The sequence below is a fragment of the Methylobacterium phyllostachyos genome, from assembly GCF_900103445.1.
Taxonomy (GTDB): Bacteria; Pseudomonadota; Alphaproteobacteria; order Rhizobiales; family Beijerinckiaceae; genus Methylobacterium; species Methylobacterium phyllostachyos.
Genome location: NZ_FNHS01000014.1, coordinates 180,506 through 195,198, shown reverse-complemented (window position 1 = coordinate 195,198; position 14,693 = coordinate 180,506). Strand labels below are relative to the sequence as shown.

13 protein-coding genes are annotated in these 14,693 nt (G+C 68.0%); 5 read left to right on the top strand and 8 right to left on the bottom strand.

Features of this window, described 5'->3' with window-relative positions; translation table 11 throughout:
• Nucleotides 1-40: 40 nt before the first annotated feature.
• The 3 genes from BLQ49_RS22030 to BLQ49_RS22020 all read right to left on the bottom strand — a co-directional run bounded on the left by BLQ49_RS22030 (nucleotide 41) and on the right by BLQ49_RS22020 (nucleotide 3,137).
• Complete coding sequence (locus BLQ49_RS22030) at nucleotides 41-949, bottom strand: class II glutamine amidotransferase (RefSeq protein WP_091719662.1); 909 nt, start codon at nucleotides 947-949, stop codon at nucleotides 41-43.
• Nucleotides 950-1,052: 103 nt separating this feature from the next.
• On the bottom strand, nucleotides 1,053-1,739 hold the full coding sequence (locus BLQ49_RS22025; protein WP_208859094.1) for a helix-turn-helix domain-containing protein: 687 nt from the start codon (nucleotides 1,737-1,739) through the stop codon (nucleotides 1,053-1,055).
• Nucleotides 1,740-1,805: 66 nt separating this feature from the next.
• Nucleotides 1,806-3,137 (bottom strand): NAD(P)/FAD-dependent oxidoreductase, encoded by a 1,332-nt coding sequence (locus tag BLQ49_RS22020; RefSeq protein WP_091719660.1) that lies wholly within the window; start codon nucleotides 3,135-3,137, stop codon nucleotides 1,806-1,808.
• Between the two features lie 131 nt (nucleotides 3,138-3,268).
• Here BLQ49_RS22020 and BLQ49_RS22015 point away from each other — a divergent pair, with 131 nt between their 5' ends.
• Nucleotides 3,269-4,267, top strand: a complete 999-nt coding sequence (locus BLQ49_RS22015) for a GlxA family transcriptional regulator (RefSeq protein ID WP_244507714.1) — start codon at nucleotides 3,269-3,271, stop codon at nucleotides 4,265-4,267.
• A gap of 945 nt (nucleotides 4,268-5,212) precedes the next feature.
• On the top strand, nucleotides 5,213-6,268 hold the full coding sequence (locus BLQ49_RS22010; RefSeq protein ID WP_091719735.1) for a zinc ribbon domain-containing protein: 1,056 nt from the start codon (nucleotides 5,213-5,215) through the stop codon (nucleotides 6,266-6,268).
• A gap of 55 nt (nucleotides 6,269-6,323) precedes the next feature.
• Here the strand turns inward: BLQ49_RS22010 and BLQ49_RS22005 are convergent, their stop codons facing one another.
• Both BLQ49_RS22005 and BLQ49_RS22000 read right to left on the bottom strand, forming a co-directional pair.
• A complete protein-coding gene (locus BLQ49_RS22005) occupies nucleotides 6,324-7,400 on the bottom strand; it encodes a tartrate dehydrogenase (protein WP_091719656.1) in 1,077 nt (358 codons plus the stop codon).
• A 20-nt stretch (nucleotides 7,401-7,420) separates the two neighbouring features.
• Complete coding sequence (locus tag BLQ49_RS22000; RefSeq protein ID WP_091719653.1) at nucleotides 7,421-8,719, bottom strand: MFS transporter; 1,299 nt, start codon at nucleotides 8,717-8,719, stop codon at nucleotides 7,421-7,423.
• Nucleotides 8,720-8,870: 151 nt separating this feature from the next.
• Between BLQ49_RS22000 and BLQ49_RS21995 the strand changes: the two genes are divergently transcribed.
• Complete coding sequence (locus BLQ49_RS21995; RefSeq protein ID WP_091719651.1) at nucleotides 8,871-9,593, top strand: GntR family transcriptional regulator; 723 nt, start codon at nucleotides 8,871-8,873, stop codon at nucleotides 9,591-9,593.
• Between the two features lie 97 nt (nucleotides 9,594-9,690).
• On the opposite strand, the gene BLQ49_RS21990 is transcribed toward BLQ49_RS21995, so the two are convergent.
• On the bottom strand, nucleotides 9,691-9,900 hold the full coding sequence (locus BLQ49_RS21990; RefSeq protein WP_091719649.1) for a hypothetical protein: 210 nt from the start codon (nucleotides 9,898-9,900) through the stop codon (nucleotides 9,691-9,693).
• A 612-nt stretch (nucleotides 9,901-10,512) separates the two neighbouring features.
• On the opposite strand from BLQ49_RS21990, the gene BLQ49_RS21985 reads away from it, so the two are divergent.
• A complete protein-coding gene (locus BLQ49_RS21985) occupies nucleotides 10,513-12,168 on the top strand; it encodes a porin (RefSeq protein ID WP_091719647.1) in 1,656 nt (551 codons plus the stop codon).
• 563 nt (nucleotides 12,169-12,731) lie between these two features.
• Entirely contained in the window at nucleotides 12,732-12,905 is a 174-nt protein-coding gene (locus BLQ49_RS29815; RefSeq protein ID WP_167627755.1) for a hypothetical protein, read from the top strand.
• A 25-nt stretch (nucleotides 12,906-12,930) separates the two neighbouring features.
• Here BLQ49_RS29815 and BLQ49_RS21975 read toward each other — a convergent pair whose 3' ends face one another.
• Nucleotides 12,931-13,644 carry a cache domain-containing protein gene (locus BLQ49_RS21975; RefSeq protein WP_091719643.1) on the bottom strand — a complete coding sequence of 238 codons (714 nt, stop codon included), beginning with the start codon at nucleotides 13,642-13,644 and terminating at the stop codon, nucleotides 12,931-12,933.
• Between the two features lie 127 nt (nucleotides 13,645-13,771).
• Complete coding sequence (gene murI / locus BLQ49_RS21970) at nucleotides 13,772-14,647, bottom strand: glutamate racemase (protein ID WP_091719641.1); 876 nt, start codon at nucleotides 14,645-14,647, stop codon at nucleotides 13,772-13,774.
• Nucleotides 14,648-14,693: the final 46 nt, after the last annotated feature.

Below are 14,693 nucleotides of genomic sequence, written 5' to 3'. Positions count from 1 at the left end.
TCCGTGGACGAGATCCGTGACGGGCGGGAAGCGGGGCGGCTCAGGCGGCCTGCCGCTGATCCCAGAAGTAGACGGTCGCCGGCTCGGGCTCCCACACGCGGGCGGTCTCGATCCCCGGCAGGCCGACCAGCGCCCGGTATTCCGAGCCGAAAGCGACGTAGCGGTCGGTCTCCGCCATGATCGCGGGCTTGCAGGCGATTGGATCGCGCAGCACGCCGAAGCCGGACTTGGTGCCGACCACGAAGGTGAAGAACCCGTCGAGATCCTCAAGCGCCCCGGCGAGCGCCGCGCCGAGGTCCCGGCCCCGCGCCATCGCGGTGGTGAGGTAGGCGGCCGCGACCTCGGAGTCGTTCTGGGTCTCGAAGGCCATGCCGTCGCGGGCGAGGCTGCGGCGCAGGTTGTTGTGGTTCGACAGCGAGCCGTTATGGACAAGGCACTGGTCAGCGCCCGTCGAGAACGGGTGCGCGCCCATCGTGGTCACGGCCGATTCCGTCGCCATCCGGGTGTGGCCGATGCCGTGGGTGCCGGACATCCCGGCGATGCCGAAGCGCTCCACCACATCCTTCGGCAGGCCGACCTCCTTGTAGATCTCGACACTCTCGCCTGCGCCCATCACGCGCAGGTCGGAGGAGAGGCCCTTCAGTGCAGCCCGCGTCGCCTCCAGGCGGTCGGAGGCGACAGTGATCACCGCGTGCGAGCTCTTCACTGCCACTCGGGCCGAGCCGCCGGAGACCTCCGCGAGGCGCTGCTCCAGGGTGGGAAAGTCCACCAGAGCCTGAGCCGATTGCACGGTGATCTTCGACAGGCCAGGCGTCGGCGGCCCGTAGATCGCCAGCCCTGCCGAATCCGGCCCGCGATCCGTCATGGTGACGAGCATGTCGGCGAGCAACGTGCCGAGCTGCGGCTCCAGGGTGGGGTCCTTCAGGAACAATCCGACGATGCCGCACATGGCACCACCTCCGTCGTGAGTACGCCTTGAGCATAGGCGGACACCGCAGGAAAAATCAACTGCCAAGAAATAAAATTTCTTCTCAGGAACGTAGCGTTGCGGGTCAGCCGGGGCTGCTCGCCTGCGGATAGGCGATCACCGACAGGTAGCGGGCCGGCAGCATGAGCAGCTCCGCCGGGCCGTGCGGCGCGTCGGCGTCGAAGAACAGGCTGTCGCCCGGCTGCATGTGGAAGTGCTGGTCACCATGGCGGTACAAGACTTCGCCCTCCAGCATGTAGAGAAACTCCAGGCCCGCGTGCTGGAAGGTCGGGAACACGTCCGAATCGGTGGTGAGCGTGATCAGGTACGGCTCGACCGTGACCCCGCTGGTGTTCTCGTGAATATGCCCGAGCAGGTTGTACTGGTGCCCGGCCCGCGTCCCGCGCCGCTCCAGCTCGACACCCTCACCGGCCTTGACGAAGACCGCGTTGCGGACCTCCTCGTAGCCCCGGAAGAAGCCGGTGATCGGCATGCCGAGCGACTGGGCGAGCAATTGCAGCGTCGTCAGGGACGGCGAGATGTTGCCGTTCTCGATCTTCGACAGCATCCCGGGTGACAGGCCCGTGGTCGCGGCGAGATCCGCCGAGGTGATCCCCAGGCGTTTCCGGCGCTCGCGCACTGCGTGGCCGATCGCCCGTTCGAGGTTGTTCTCGCGCGGCTCGCGGACGGCGTGCGGATCCTGCGACAGGACCGGCTCGCGAGCCTGCCTGGGGGCTTCCCCCGCCGTCCGGTTCGATGAGCCTGACGGCATGGCGGGATTCCTCCTCGGCGATCGCAGGCCCGGGCCACGCGAGTCCCGGCGCGCCCTGCCGCGGCGTCACACGCCTGTCAACGGCACGATCTTCGAGCCGTCGGAGAAGCGCGAGAACCGGAAGGCTTTCGGATCGACCACAGGGGGCGCGCCGGTCACGAGATCGGCGGTGAGCCGTCCGGCTCCCGGGCCGAGGCCGAAGCCGTGCCCGGAGAAGCCGGTGGCGACGATGAGGCCGGGACGGCCCTCCACCGGCGAGATGACCGGCACCGCGTCCGGCGTCACGTCGATGAGCCCAGCCCAGCGCTGGGCGACCCGGGCGCTCGCGAAGACCGGGAACGCCTTGGCAAGCTGGGCCAGCGCCCTGTCGGCCATGGCGGCATCCGGCTCGGGATCGAGGATCCGGGTCTTCTCGAAGGGGCTGGGCTCGCCCGCCCGCGGACGCCGCGATTCGCGCCATTCCTGGACGAACCGGCCGCCGATCCGCGGCCGCAGGGCCGACCATTCCATCTTCAGGGCCGGCAGGAACTGGCGCAGGAACCGGAAACTGTCCGGCGTCAGGTCGTAGATGTTCGCCGCGAGCGTCGAGACCGTGTAACCGCCGTCAGCGCGCTTGCGCACGGAGAAATCGGGCCCGCGTACCGTCACTTCGGGTCCTCCCGCGAGGGGCTCAGTGCGCAGGACGGAGTTCAGCACCTTGAGCTGCGGCAGGGTCACGCCGATGCCGCGCAAGAGAAGACGCGACCACGCCCCACCCGCCACCACGACCGCGCCCGCCGCGATCCGCCCGCGCTCGGTGATCACCCCGCTGACCGCGCCGCCCGTCGTCTCGATGGCGCGCACCGCGCAGCCCGTCAGGATCGTCGCCCCCCGGGCCTGGGCGGCGCGCGCGATGGCCGGTGCGGCCCGCTGCGGCTCGGCCCGCCCGTCCGTCGGCGAGTACAGGGCGCCGTCGAAGGCCAGATTCATGTCCGGCACGAGGTCGCGAACGCTGTCGTTGCCGATCGCCGAGACGCGCAGCTGCGTCCCCTTGAGATAGTCGAGCCACGCGAGGTTCTTGTCCCGGAAGGCGGCGCTGTGGAACGGCACGACGATGCCGCATTGCCGGTAGCCGACGTCGAAGCCCACCCGTTCGGCCAAGCCCTCCCAGATACGGATCGAGGCCGCCATCAGGTCGATCTCACGGGGATCGCGACGCGACAGGCGCACCCAGCCCCAGTTGCGGCTCGACTGCTCCCCGGCAACGATCCCCTTCTCGCAGAGGACTACGGACAGGCCCCGCTCGGCGAGTTCGAGCGCCGTCGAGACACCCACGATGCCGCCGCCGACGATCACCACATCGGCGCGGTCGGGGTGATCCGCGGAGGACGTCACGGTATCGACGGTGGGACCGGGCATTCTTGACGCATCCATGGTCTCGATGGCGGGAGACGTCAGGATGGCGCGGCGCGCCGCTTGCGCTTGCCTCGATGGGACGCTTTCTTGTCCCGATGGGACAAAGGCCAGATGATGAGGTTGACGGGCCACCGGTGCCAGGGTGCGACGGGGCTCAGGGGATCGGCTTCATCCTCGTGCCCGGTTTCGCGCTGCTGTCGTTCGCCTCGGCCTGCGAACCGTTCCGGGCGGCCAACCGGCTCGCCGGACGGCCTCTCTATCGCATGCGCTACTTCGGCGAGGCGCCGGACGGCCGGGTCGTCTCGTCCTCCGGGGCGGAGGTGCCATGCGAGCCGCTCCCGCGGGAGCGCGGGGACCTCCACACCGTCTTCGTCTGCGCGGGCGGCGAACCGACTGAATGGCACCGACCCACCATCCACGCGGCGCTGCGTCGACTGGCCCGGCTGGGCGTGCGCATCGGGGGCATCTCCGGCGGCCCCTATCTCATGGCCGCTGCCGGGCTGCTGACTGACCGCCCCTGCACCCTCCACTGGGAACATGCGGCCGCCTTCAAGGAGGCGTTCCCGGACCTGAGTCCCACGCTCGCACGCTACGTCTCCGCCGGGGACCGGGTGACCTGCGGCGGTGGCATCGCACCGCTCGACATGGCCCACGCCCTCATCCGTGAGCGCATGGGCGCAGCCTTCGCCGGTCGCGTGTCCGACTGGTTCCTCCACACCGCGGTCGGTGCGCCGGCCGATCCGCAGCGCGCCTCATCGGCCGAGCGCTATGGTGTCCATCATCCAACCCTACTCCTCGTGCTGGAGACGATGGAGAAGACGGTCGAGGCACCGCTGAGCCGTCGGGCCATGGCCGCGCTCGCCTCGGTGAGCGAGCGCCATCTCGACCGGATGTTCCGGGACAAGCGCGGCTTCGGTTTCACGCAGCAGTACCGGATGATCCGCGTCACGCACGCCCGGCGCTTGCTGCGGCAGAGCCCCCTGACGATCAGCGAGATCGCCGCCGCCACCGGCTTCACGAATGCCGCCCATTTTGCGCGCGTCTACCGCATGCTGTTCGGGCGGAGCCCGTCGGCGGAACGGCGGATCGCCAAGGAGGCCTCTCCCTTCGTTCCGGCGGCACTCGCCCGGTGAGACGCCGATGCGTCCAGCGGTTGTCCCCATCGCGTGGGAGCTTCCGACGCGCGGTCACCGACGCCCCCGGAGATAAACCTTATTTCCCTGATGCGTAAAACGCGGCGGCGCGCGCGAAACTGCCAACCGGCACAATCCGCGGACGCGTACCGGTTTGGGTCATCAGGTTTCGTGGGCAGACAGGCACACAACCACACAGCGCTGAGCGTTCGTGACGACGCGCTCTCTTGCGCCGAAACGGTGTCCATTTCGGCGGATAGAGCTTCAGCCCGCGTCAGGACGCGGGATCACCTGAAACGCCGCTGGGGCAGATCGCAACCCCTGGAATGACTGGTCGATCAGGGCCCAGAAGCCGTCCGGCGGCGCACTGCGCGGATGCACCGGAACGTACCCGCCGACCCAGCTGCGCGGCCTCAGGTCGGGTGTCCGCCCGGTGCCACCATCGTCGTAACGCTACGTCTCGACACGGTCTCCCTCCTCGCGCCGCCAGTCGATCCGCACCAGTCAGCCTGTCGAAGTGTGTGACGTGCAGATCGCCTTCGCGGACGCGTGGTGACGTGCGGCCCAAACCGGGCGTGATTTTGCCACTCTGAACGGCCCGAATCTGAAACCATGATCCATCGACACGAACACGGACGAGGAAGAAAGGCCGGTTCACTGGAGACCGGATGATCCACCTCCTGAACGGCGTGGTTGCCTGTCAGGGCGGAGCAACAGGGATTCGGATCCGCATCACGACAGGGCCGTGGATCCGCGGCGGCGGCGCTCAGACAACGAGCTTTGTCGTCTCCACGGCGCAGACTGAATGAGCGCCTCGACCGGCGTCGACCCTGAATCGTCCGGCGCGCACCACTGTGATGACTTAACCTGCCAGATCCCCCTCATACCCCGACACGCGCTGTGCGGTATAAGGACCTGCTTCGGTTTTGAGCGAGGTCAATGCACGTGCGGTCCGGGTCAAGGCTCTCCGAACGCTGGTTCACGCTGGCCCTCTGGCTCGTCGCGCTGGTCTTCGCGTGGTTCCTCATCGGGCTCGGATCGCTGATCGTCGGCGACCTGCCGCAGGTGGAGCATCGCTACACCCTCGAACAGTTCCTCGACACCGATCAGGACACGTCCTCGGTCGAGACCCTCAAGCAGATCCGTCGCGAGCAGGACGACACACGCCGACAGACCGAGCAGGATCAGCTCGCCCTCGAAGCGGCGCAGGCCGCGTCCGAAGGTGCGCGCGAGACCTTCGCCAACTGGCTGAAGACCCGGGACGCCACGCAGCGGGTCGATCAGGATCCCGGCCTCATCGCGCGTACGCAGCAGCTCGATGCGCTGAAGGCCGCCGAACGCAGCATCGAGGAGCGGCTCGCGGCCCAGGCGCGGACGGGTCTCGACCTGTCGGAGCGCGAGGCGGCTCAGCTGCGCGTGGACAACGATCTGCGGGCGGCGGCGCAGAAGCGCCTCGATGCGGCCGAGCGCGGCCAGGAATTGCGCGTCTTCGCCTATCGCCTGGCCCTGACGCTGCCGCTGCTAGCCCTCGCCGGCTGGCTTCTGCTCAAGCGCCGGCACACCCGCAACTGGCCGTTCGTGTGGGGCTTTGCCCTGGCGGCAGCCTTCGCCTTCTTCGTCGAACTCGTGCCTTACATGCCGAGCTACGGCGGCTACGTGCAGTACGGCGTCGGGGTGATCGTCACGCTGGTTGCCGGCCGCGCAGCGATCAACGCGCTGCACGCCTACCGTGCGCGTCAGGCCGCGGTGGAGACGCGGCCCGACGCCGAGCGGCGCACCGAAATCGCCACCGATCAGGCACTGGCGCGCCTTGCCAGGAAGGCGTGCCCCGGCTGCGAGCGGCCGATCGCCCTTGACGACCCGGGCACGAATTTCTGCCCGCATTGCGGGCTCGGCATCTTCGCGCACTGCCCGGCCTGTAGGCAGCGCAAGAGCACCTTCGAACGCTTCTGCCGGGCCTGCGGCACCCGGAGCCCGGATGTCGCGAGCGAAGCGACCTGACTCCGGCCCGGTATTCAGGCCGGGACGGAGGCCGACGGCTCCGACCCGCCGCGCCTCAGGCGTTGTCGCCGCGGATCGCCGCGATCACGGCATCCGTAACCTCCCGCGTCGTCGCCGTGCCGCCGATATCCGGGGTGTGGAGGCTCGGATCCGCGGTCACGCGCTCGACCGCACGCATCAGCCTCTCGGCGGCTGATGTCTCCCCGAGATGCTCCAGCATCTGGCAGGCGGTCCAGAAGGTCGCCACCGGGTTGGCGATGCCCTTGCCGGTGATGTCGAAGGCCGAACCGTGGATCGGCTCGAACATCGACGGGAAGGTGCGCTCCGGGTTGATGTTCGCGGTCGGCGCGATGCCGAGGGAGCCGGCGAGCGCCGCCGCGAGGTCCGACAGGATGTCGGCGTGGAGGTTCGTCGCCACGATCGTGTCGAGGGTCGCGGGCTTCGTCACCATGCGCATGGTCATGGCGTCGACCAGCATCTTGTCCCAGGTGACGTCGGGGAAGTCCTTGGCGACCTCGGCGGCGATCTCGTCCCACATCACCATGGCGTGGCGCTGGGCGTTCGACTTCGTCACCACGGTCAGCAGCTTGCGCGGGCGCGATCGAGCGAGCTGGAACGCGTAGCGGATGATGCGGTCGACGCCCGAGCGGGTCATCATCGAGACGTCGGTGGCGACCTCGTTGGGGTGGCCCTGGTGGACCCGGCCGCCGACGCCGGCATACTCGCCCTCGGAGTTCTCGCGCACGATCACCCAATCGAGTTCCGGCCCCGAGACGTGGCGCAGCGGGCTGGTGATGCCCGGCAGGATCCGGGTCGGGCGGACGTTGGCGTACTGATCGAAGGGCTGGCAGATCGCGAGCCGCAGGCCCCAGAGTGTGATGTGGTCGGGCACATCCGGTGCGCCGACCGCGCCGAAGAAAATCGCATCGTGGTTGCGGATCTGATCGCGCCCGTCGGCTGGCATCATGACGCCGTGCTTCTTGTAGTAGTCCGAACCCCAATCGAAATGGTCGAACTGGAATCGGAACGACCCGGTCTTCTCGGCCAGCGCGTCGAGAACCTCGATGCCGGCGGCGATAACCTCGACGCCGATGCCGTCCGCTGGAATGGCCGCGATGGTGTAGGTCTTCATGGTGGGTCTCCGAGAAAACGTCAGGGCAGGGCGACGCGGGCGGGCGCGGCGCGGCGCCCGGCCCGGGCGACCACGAGGGTCAGGATCGCCGAGATGAGAAGCAGGCCGGCCACGAACATCAGGCCGCCCGCGAAGCTGCCGGTCCGGTCCTTGATCCAGCCGATCATCCAGGGCCCGACGAAGCCGCCGAGATTGCCGATCGCGTTGATGGTGGCGATGCCGACCGCCGCGCCCGGGCCGGACAGGAACAGCGTCGGCATCGCCCAGAATGGGGGCTTGGCGGCGCTGATGCCGACGTTGACGAGGCTCAGCGCGGCGATGACGGCCACCACCGAAGCGGCGGCACCGGCGAGCATCAGGCCCAGCGACGCGGCGAGGCAGGCGATCACCACGTGCCACATGCGCTCGCCGGTCCGGTCGGAATGGCGCGCCCAGAGGATCATCGCCACCACCGCGATGGTGGGCGGCACCGCGTTCAGCAGGCCGACATTCATGGTCGACAGGCCCAGCCCCTTGATGATCTGCGGCGCCCAGATGCCGAGGGTGTAGAGCCCCGCGGAGGTGCCGAAATACACGAGGGCGAGCGCCAGCACGCGCAGATCGGTCAGCCCGCTCAGCAGGTTGTGGCGGGCCTGCACCCGCCGCCCAGCCCGCTCCGCCTCCATCTCGCTCATGAGCCAGGCCCGCTGATCGTCGGCGAGCCACGTCGCGCTTTCGGGCCGGTCGGTCAGATAGACCAGCACGACGAAGCCGAGGATCACCGCAGGGACCGCCTCGATCAGGAACATCCACTGCCAGCCGTGCAGACCCAGGAGGCCCTCCAGCTCAAGCAGGAGGCTCGACAGGGGCGAGCCCAACAGCACCGAGACCGGCGCCGCCGCCATGAACAGCGACACCACCGCGGCCCGATAGCGGATGGGGAACCAGTAGCCGAGATAGAGGATGATACCGGGAAAGAAGCCGGCCTCCGCGGCGCCGAGCAGGAAGCGCAGGCCGTAGAAGCTCATTTCGCCCTGGATGAACGCGAAGGCGCCGGAGATGAGCCCCCAGGTGATCATCACGCGGGCGATCCAGAGCCGGGCGCCGACCCGATCGAGGATGATGTTCGAAGGCACCTCGAACAGGAAGTAGCCGAAGAAGAACACGCCCGCGCCGAACCCGAAGACGGACGCGGAGAAGCCGAGGTCCTTGTTCATCGTCAAAGCCGCGAAGCCGATATTCACGCGGTCGATGAAGGCGATGAAGTACAGCAGGCAGATGAACGGGATCAGGCGCCAAGCGACCCGGCGCATGGTCGCCTGCTCGAGCGAGCGCTCCATCGTGTCCTCCCATCGCCGGATCGGCACGTCTGTTGCGCGCCATCTTCCATGCAAGCTTAAATACCGGTAGGGGCAGCCTTACGGTGTGTCAACGGTGGTTCCGCAACCAGGAGGCAGGCTGTAAGGCCGGCGGGCGAGGGGGAGACGGTCGATGGCGCGGGCGCGGTCCAGTGAGGATCCTGAGACGCAGGGCGCCGCGGCGGGCGAGAAGCGCATTTCCCTCGTCGATGATGCCTACGCGGCGATGCGCGCCGCTATCCGCGATGCCAGCTTCGCCCCGGGCTATCAGGCCTCCGAGCAGGAGATCGCCCTGCGGCTCGGCATGAGCCGGACGCCGGTCCACGAAGCGGCGATCCGGCTGCAGGAGGACGGGCTCGTGCGCGTCCTGCCGCGCAAAGGCATCCTGATCCTGGCCCTGGCGCCGGACGACATGCGGGAGATCTACGACGTCGTCATCGCTATGGAGGGCCGGGCTGCCGAACTGGTGGCGGCCCTCCCTGACGAGGCACGTCTGGCCGCCGCGCAAACGCTTGACGCTCATACGGATGCCATGGCGGCGGCGCATGCGCGCGGCGACCTACCGGGCTGGGGCTCCGCCGACGCGGCGTTCCATGCGGCGCTGATCGCGCAGGCGCGGAATGGACGGATGAGCCGTATCGTGCAGGCGATCAACGACCAGTCGCACCGGGCGCGGATGCTGACACTGAACCTCCGCCGGACCCTGGATGCCTCGATCGGGGAGCACCGGCGCATTGCCGTGGCCATCCGCGCCGGGGCGATCGAGGACGCGCTCGAAGCGGCACGCCAGCACCGCATCCGGGCCCGGGATGAGTTGCTGCCGCTCTTGAACAGCTACGGGCTCAAGCACTTGTAGGGCATTGGGGACGAGGCAGAGTGGGCGGACCGCTCGTTCAAGGGGTCCACCCGTCGCGAGCCCAGGAGAGGGACGCGGGCCGGCCCCGATAAACGCGCTATCGCAGCCGCACCGAGCCGGGTCGGCGCGGCGCGCCGACGAGACGGCGCCAGCCCCGTTTACGTCCGAACGACCGGCGCGGATCGGTCTGCACCACTTCCGCAACGCGCCGGACATCGCGGGGCCGGTGCGCTGCACCGATCGCCACGAGCGCCGCGACGCAGATCAGAGCGATGAGCGTCGCACCCCAGAACAGGTTCTCGAACATGCGTCCCGGCCCAGGATCTTCGCTGTTTCGATAGTAGACCGAAGACAGATGCAACTGAAACTGGACAATTCGAATCAAGACGGCCGCAGGCGATCATTTCAGGGGATCGACTGTGGATAGGGGCAGCCCCCCAGCGGCTCCGGCGCGCCAGGCGAACCAGAAGGGCGAATGCTGCGCCGGCTTGAGCGAGTTGGGGCCGCCAGACCGAATGTACGCCGTGAGACGATCAACGCACCGATTGCATCGTCACCACGCCAGCCATTCCGAACGGCCAAGTGTGTAAAAACGCGGCAACCGGCCTCCCGATTAGGCTAACGCCCACCTCATCCCAGATACATTTCGAAATGTTTCCCGATTTAGCCGATAAATCCCCTCCGGAAGCACATATTTCGTGGCACAAAAATCACATTCATCGACATCAATAGCTTTCATGACGCAAACTGTATTGTTCCAGAGCCGTCGCCTGCGCATGATGGTCGCGCAGCCAGGCATTGCCCGGCGCGGTTCCAGATGGGCCGGCCGGGCGAAGGCGGGCCGAAGGCTTGGAACGCGGCAAGATCCGGAGAACCGGACAGATCCGCACGATTGGGTCTCGAAGCTTTGGAGATATCGATGACGCTCTTGAAGGGCTCGCTGCTCGGGTCCGCTGCTGCATTCGCGGCGGTGGGCGCCGCGCACGCCGCCGACCTGCCGGTCAGAAAGGCCCAACCGGTCGAATTTGTCCGGGTTTGTAACGCTTACGGCGCCGGCTTCTTCTACATCCCCGGTACCGACACCTGCCTGCGCGTCTCGGGCCGCGCCCGGTTCGAGGGTGGATACCAGACCAGCTACTCGCGTCAGGCCGGTCCGAATGTGGGTGATTCGTCGGGTTATCAGGGCCGGATGCGCATCAACCTCGATGCCCGCACCCAGACCGCCTACGGCACGCTCCGCGCCTTCGTGCGTCTCGATGCCGGTGCCCGCACGGGTTACTCCGGCGTCGGCACCTCCGGCACCCAGCAGCGCATCGGCCAGGCCTATCCCGGCATCGGCACCGACAGCTTCGGCCGTGACCAGCAATACGCGAACGTCGACAAGGCGTTCATCCAGTTCGCGGGCCTGACCGCCGGTCGCGCCTCCTCGTTCTTCGACTTCTACGCCCACGACTTCGAGTTCGCCGGCGCTACCCTCGGTTCGGACGTGTTCTCGACGAACCTGCTGGCCTACACCGCCACGATCGGCAACGGCCTCTCGGCCACGATCTCGATCGAAGACCCGGTCTTCCGCCGCTCGCCGATCTTCTCGCCGTTCAACATCTCCGCAACGCTCAACACCGGCAGCGTGTCGAACTTCGGCGTGACCAACCAGCCGACCCCGGTCTTCGTCGGCTACACGAACGGCCTGCCGACCCGCTACGGCAACGTCGACACCATTGAGCGTGAGCGGATGCCCGACTTCGTCGGCGTCATGCGCCTCGACCAAGCCTGGGGCTCGGCCCAGCTCTCGGCCGCCACCCACGAGCTGAACATCGGCAACCTCTCGACCGCCGCCAGCACCGGCACCGGCAGCATTGTGGCCCCCGCCCATACCAACAGCGTCTTCGGCTGGGCGGTGCAGGGCGGCCTGAAGATCAACACGCCGTTCATCGCGCCAGGCGATTCGCTTTATCTACAGGGCGCCTATGGTGACGGCGCGCAGATGTACACCGGTTATTGCGCCTATACCGGTTGCTACACGCAGAGCACCACAACCATCCAGGGCCAGAAGTTCGCCCAGTACTTCTCGGACGCGACCGTCAACCCGTTCACCGGCCAGCTGCAGACCTCGCAGAGCTTCACCGTTGTGGCGTCGTATCTGCACTACTGGACGCCTGAGTGGCGCTCGGCCTTCTTCGGCTCCTACGGCGAGCAGGGTTTCTGGGCGGGTGCGCGCTTCGCGCAGGGCGCGCTCTACAGCCTCGTGAGCGGTCTGGCGGGTAGCAACCCGTTCGGCTCGAACGCAGTCGGCACGCCGGGCACCCGGTTCTTCAACCTGAGCCAGGCTTTGCGGGACACCTACCAGTTCGTGGCGGGCGGCAGCATCATCTGGTCGCCGGTCAAGGACCTCGATATCGGCGTGGAGGCCTTCTACACGCAGATCGGCCTGAAGAACGGCCGGGCGATCGACCTCGACAAGAGCCCGACGGCCTACGCCAACATCGCCGGCATCAACAACGGATCCTTCGCGGTGGCTACCGCCACGAAGGACTCGGTCTCGCAGGTCCGCTTCCGCGTCCAGCGCGACTTCTGATCACCCCCGGCGATCGGAAGACGGGACCGGAGCCGCTGGCCTCGGATCCGTCGAACGCCCCTCGTGCAAACGAAGACTTGGGCCCGGCCTTGTGCCGGGCTTCTTTTATCTGGAGACCGTGTTTCCCCGGATTCAGCGGCTCGAACCGCCGGGAAACATGAGTGCCGTTAACGCAGGAGGGAGCGACAAAACTTCCGATATGGGAGTTCGGACCCATGACAAGCGCTGGTGATCTGACATCGCAGTACGTCATTACGGCCCGTGGGCAAAAAGGCGATATCCGCCAGACCAGGACCCGGGCTGCGAGCGCGGTGGTTCTTGCCCGGACCTGGATGGCCGCCGGCTACGAGGCGGTCAAGATCGTTGATCCCTTGGGCAATGTTCTCAGCCCGGAGCGATACCGGGTGAAGATCCTGAATGGCGGCCGGCTCTTCTGCTGACGCAGCCTTCGATGCCGCGAAGGGTCCGACGCAGGACCGAGCGAGCGCCGCCGCCTCAGCGTTTACGAAGCGTTCATCCACGCGGGGTCCCATCGGGCCTGCCGAGGTGGAGATGAGGACGCGATGTCGAGCAGAACGACCGAGCCGCAGGGTCCGATCCTGGAACCCTGGCGCATCGTGGCGCTCGCGCTGATCGTGGCCGCCGGCCTGCTGTTCGTACGCCTGATTGATCCCGACGACGCTGCGGCGCATCCGGCCGAGGCCGTGCCTGTCTCCAGCCCGGCGGGGGCTCGATAGGTCTGGCACCTGTGCGGCGCGACCGTCACTCGCCCCCGGTCTGACGCGTCCCGGCGCTTTCGAGGGCGGTCGCCGCGGCTGTCAGGTCGCGCCGCGCCTGAGCGATCGCTGTCGCCTTCTCGGACCTTTGCGCGTTGAGCGCTTCGAGGAAGGCCGTCCAGTCCGCGCGGGCGCCGGCCGGGATCTGGCGATCGAGCCTGAGGCGGAGTTGCGCGACGCGCCCGTCCGCGGTCGCGCTCTTCGGTGCTTCGGCATCCGCGTCGTACACGCCGACCGCGCAGGTCTGATCGCCGGCCCGGGTGTAGTACGTGGTCTTCGGCTCCTCGACGGTGCTGCCGGGCTTCGGGAACAGGTAGCGGATCACCGAGACCTGTCCGGGCCTGGCGGTCTCCATCATCGTCCGGATGAAGTGGTTGCCCGTCCTGTCGTGCAGGTCACGGACATCGTGCCCCTTCAGGATCGGGCTGGGATGGGCCGACATGACCCCGTCCGGACCGATGCAGAACACGTAGGTGTCGGCGGTGCGGAATCCCCGGGCGCCGTCGGTGAAGTCCTGCAGAGCCTGAGCCTTGTCGGCCACGAGCGCCCGATCGACCCGGCCGAGCATCCAGGCGGCGAAGCCATTCGGGCTCGGATCGTCGCAGGAGGTCGGCGCCTCGCCGTCGCCACAGGCGCGGACGGGCCCGGTCGCCAGCAGTCCGAGGAGCAGGCTGGCCGCGAGCATCGAAGCTTTCAGCATCGCGCCGTCTCCCGAATGCAGCACATTTCGCCGAATCGGTATGACTAAAGACTGCATTCGCCCGTTTGGCAAGCGGCTGAATGCAGTCTTCAGTGATGCCACCAGCCCCGCTTTGAGCGGTATCGGCCTATTGCAGCGGCAGCGGAATCGCCTCGATGGCGACCTCGCCGATGCCGCGGGCCGCCAGCGCTGTACGCAAGGGATCGGTCAGGCAGGTCCCGGACGTGAAAGCACCGTGCGTGGAACCGGGCTGGTCCGCCTCCCGCGGGACCGGCCCGATCAATTGCACGACGCGCCGGGCAATGGCTGGCGCCGGATCGATCCAGGCCACTGGCCAGGGGGCCAGCCGTTCGAGGCGCGGCAGCAACAGGGGATAGTGCGTGCAGGCGAGGCAGACCACATCGGTGCGTCGCCCGTCCGCCTCGGTCACGAAGCAGGGGGCGATCTCAGCGGCGAGGGCGACATCGTCCACGGGAACGCCGGCGAGTTCGGCCTCGGCATAGCCCGCAAGATTCCGCGAGCCGACCAGCGTCACCGTGCAGGCCCCGGCATACGTCGCGATCAGGTCGCGCGTGTAGGAACGCGCCACCGTTCCGGGGGTCGCGAGGAGTGAGACCAAGCGCGAGCGTGTCGCCTCGGCGGCCGGCTTGATCGGCGGCACCACACCGACGAACGGGGTGGTGAAGCGCTGCCGCAGGGCGGGGAGCACCAGGGTCGAGGCCGTGTTGCAGGCAATGACGACGAGGTCGGGCCGGTGCGTCGCGACCAGACGCTCCATGACCGTCAGCACCCTGGCGACGAGGGCCGCCTCGCCGAGCCGGCCGTACGGAAAGGCAGCATCGTCGCCGACATAGATGTAGCGGGCATCCGGCCGGGCGCGCCGCACGGCATCGAGCACGGTGAGCCCGCCGAGCCCGGAATCGAACACCAGAATGGTCGGCTCGGCGGCGCTGCGCAGAGCCGCGGCAGAGAGGCTGGCCCCGGCCATCAGATCGATCCGCATGTGACGTCCGGACTCCTCGCGAGGGTCCCGAGAATCGGCATCGCTG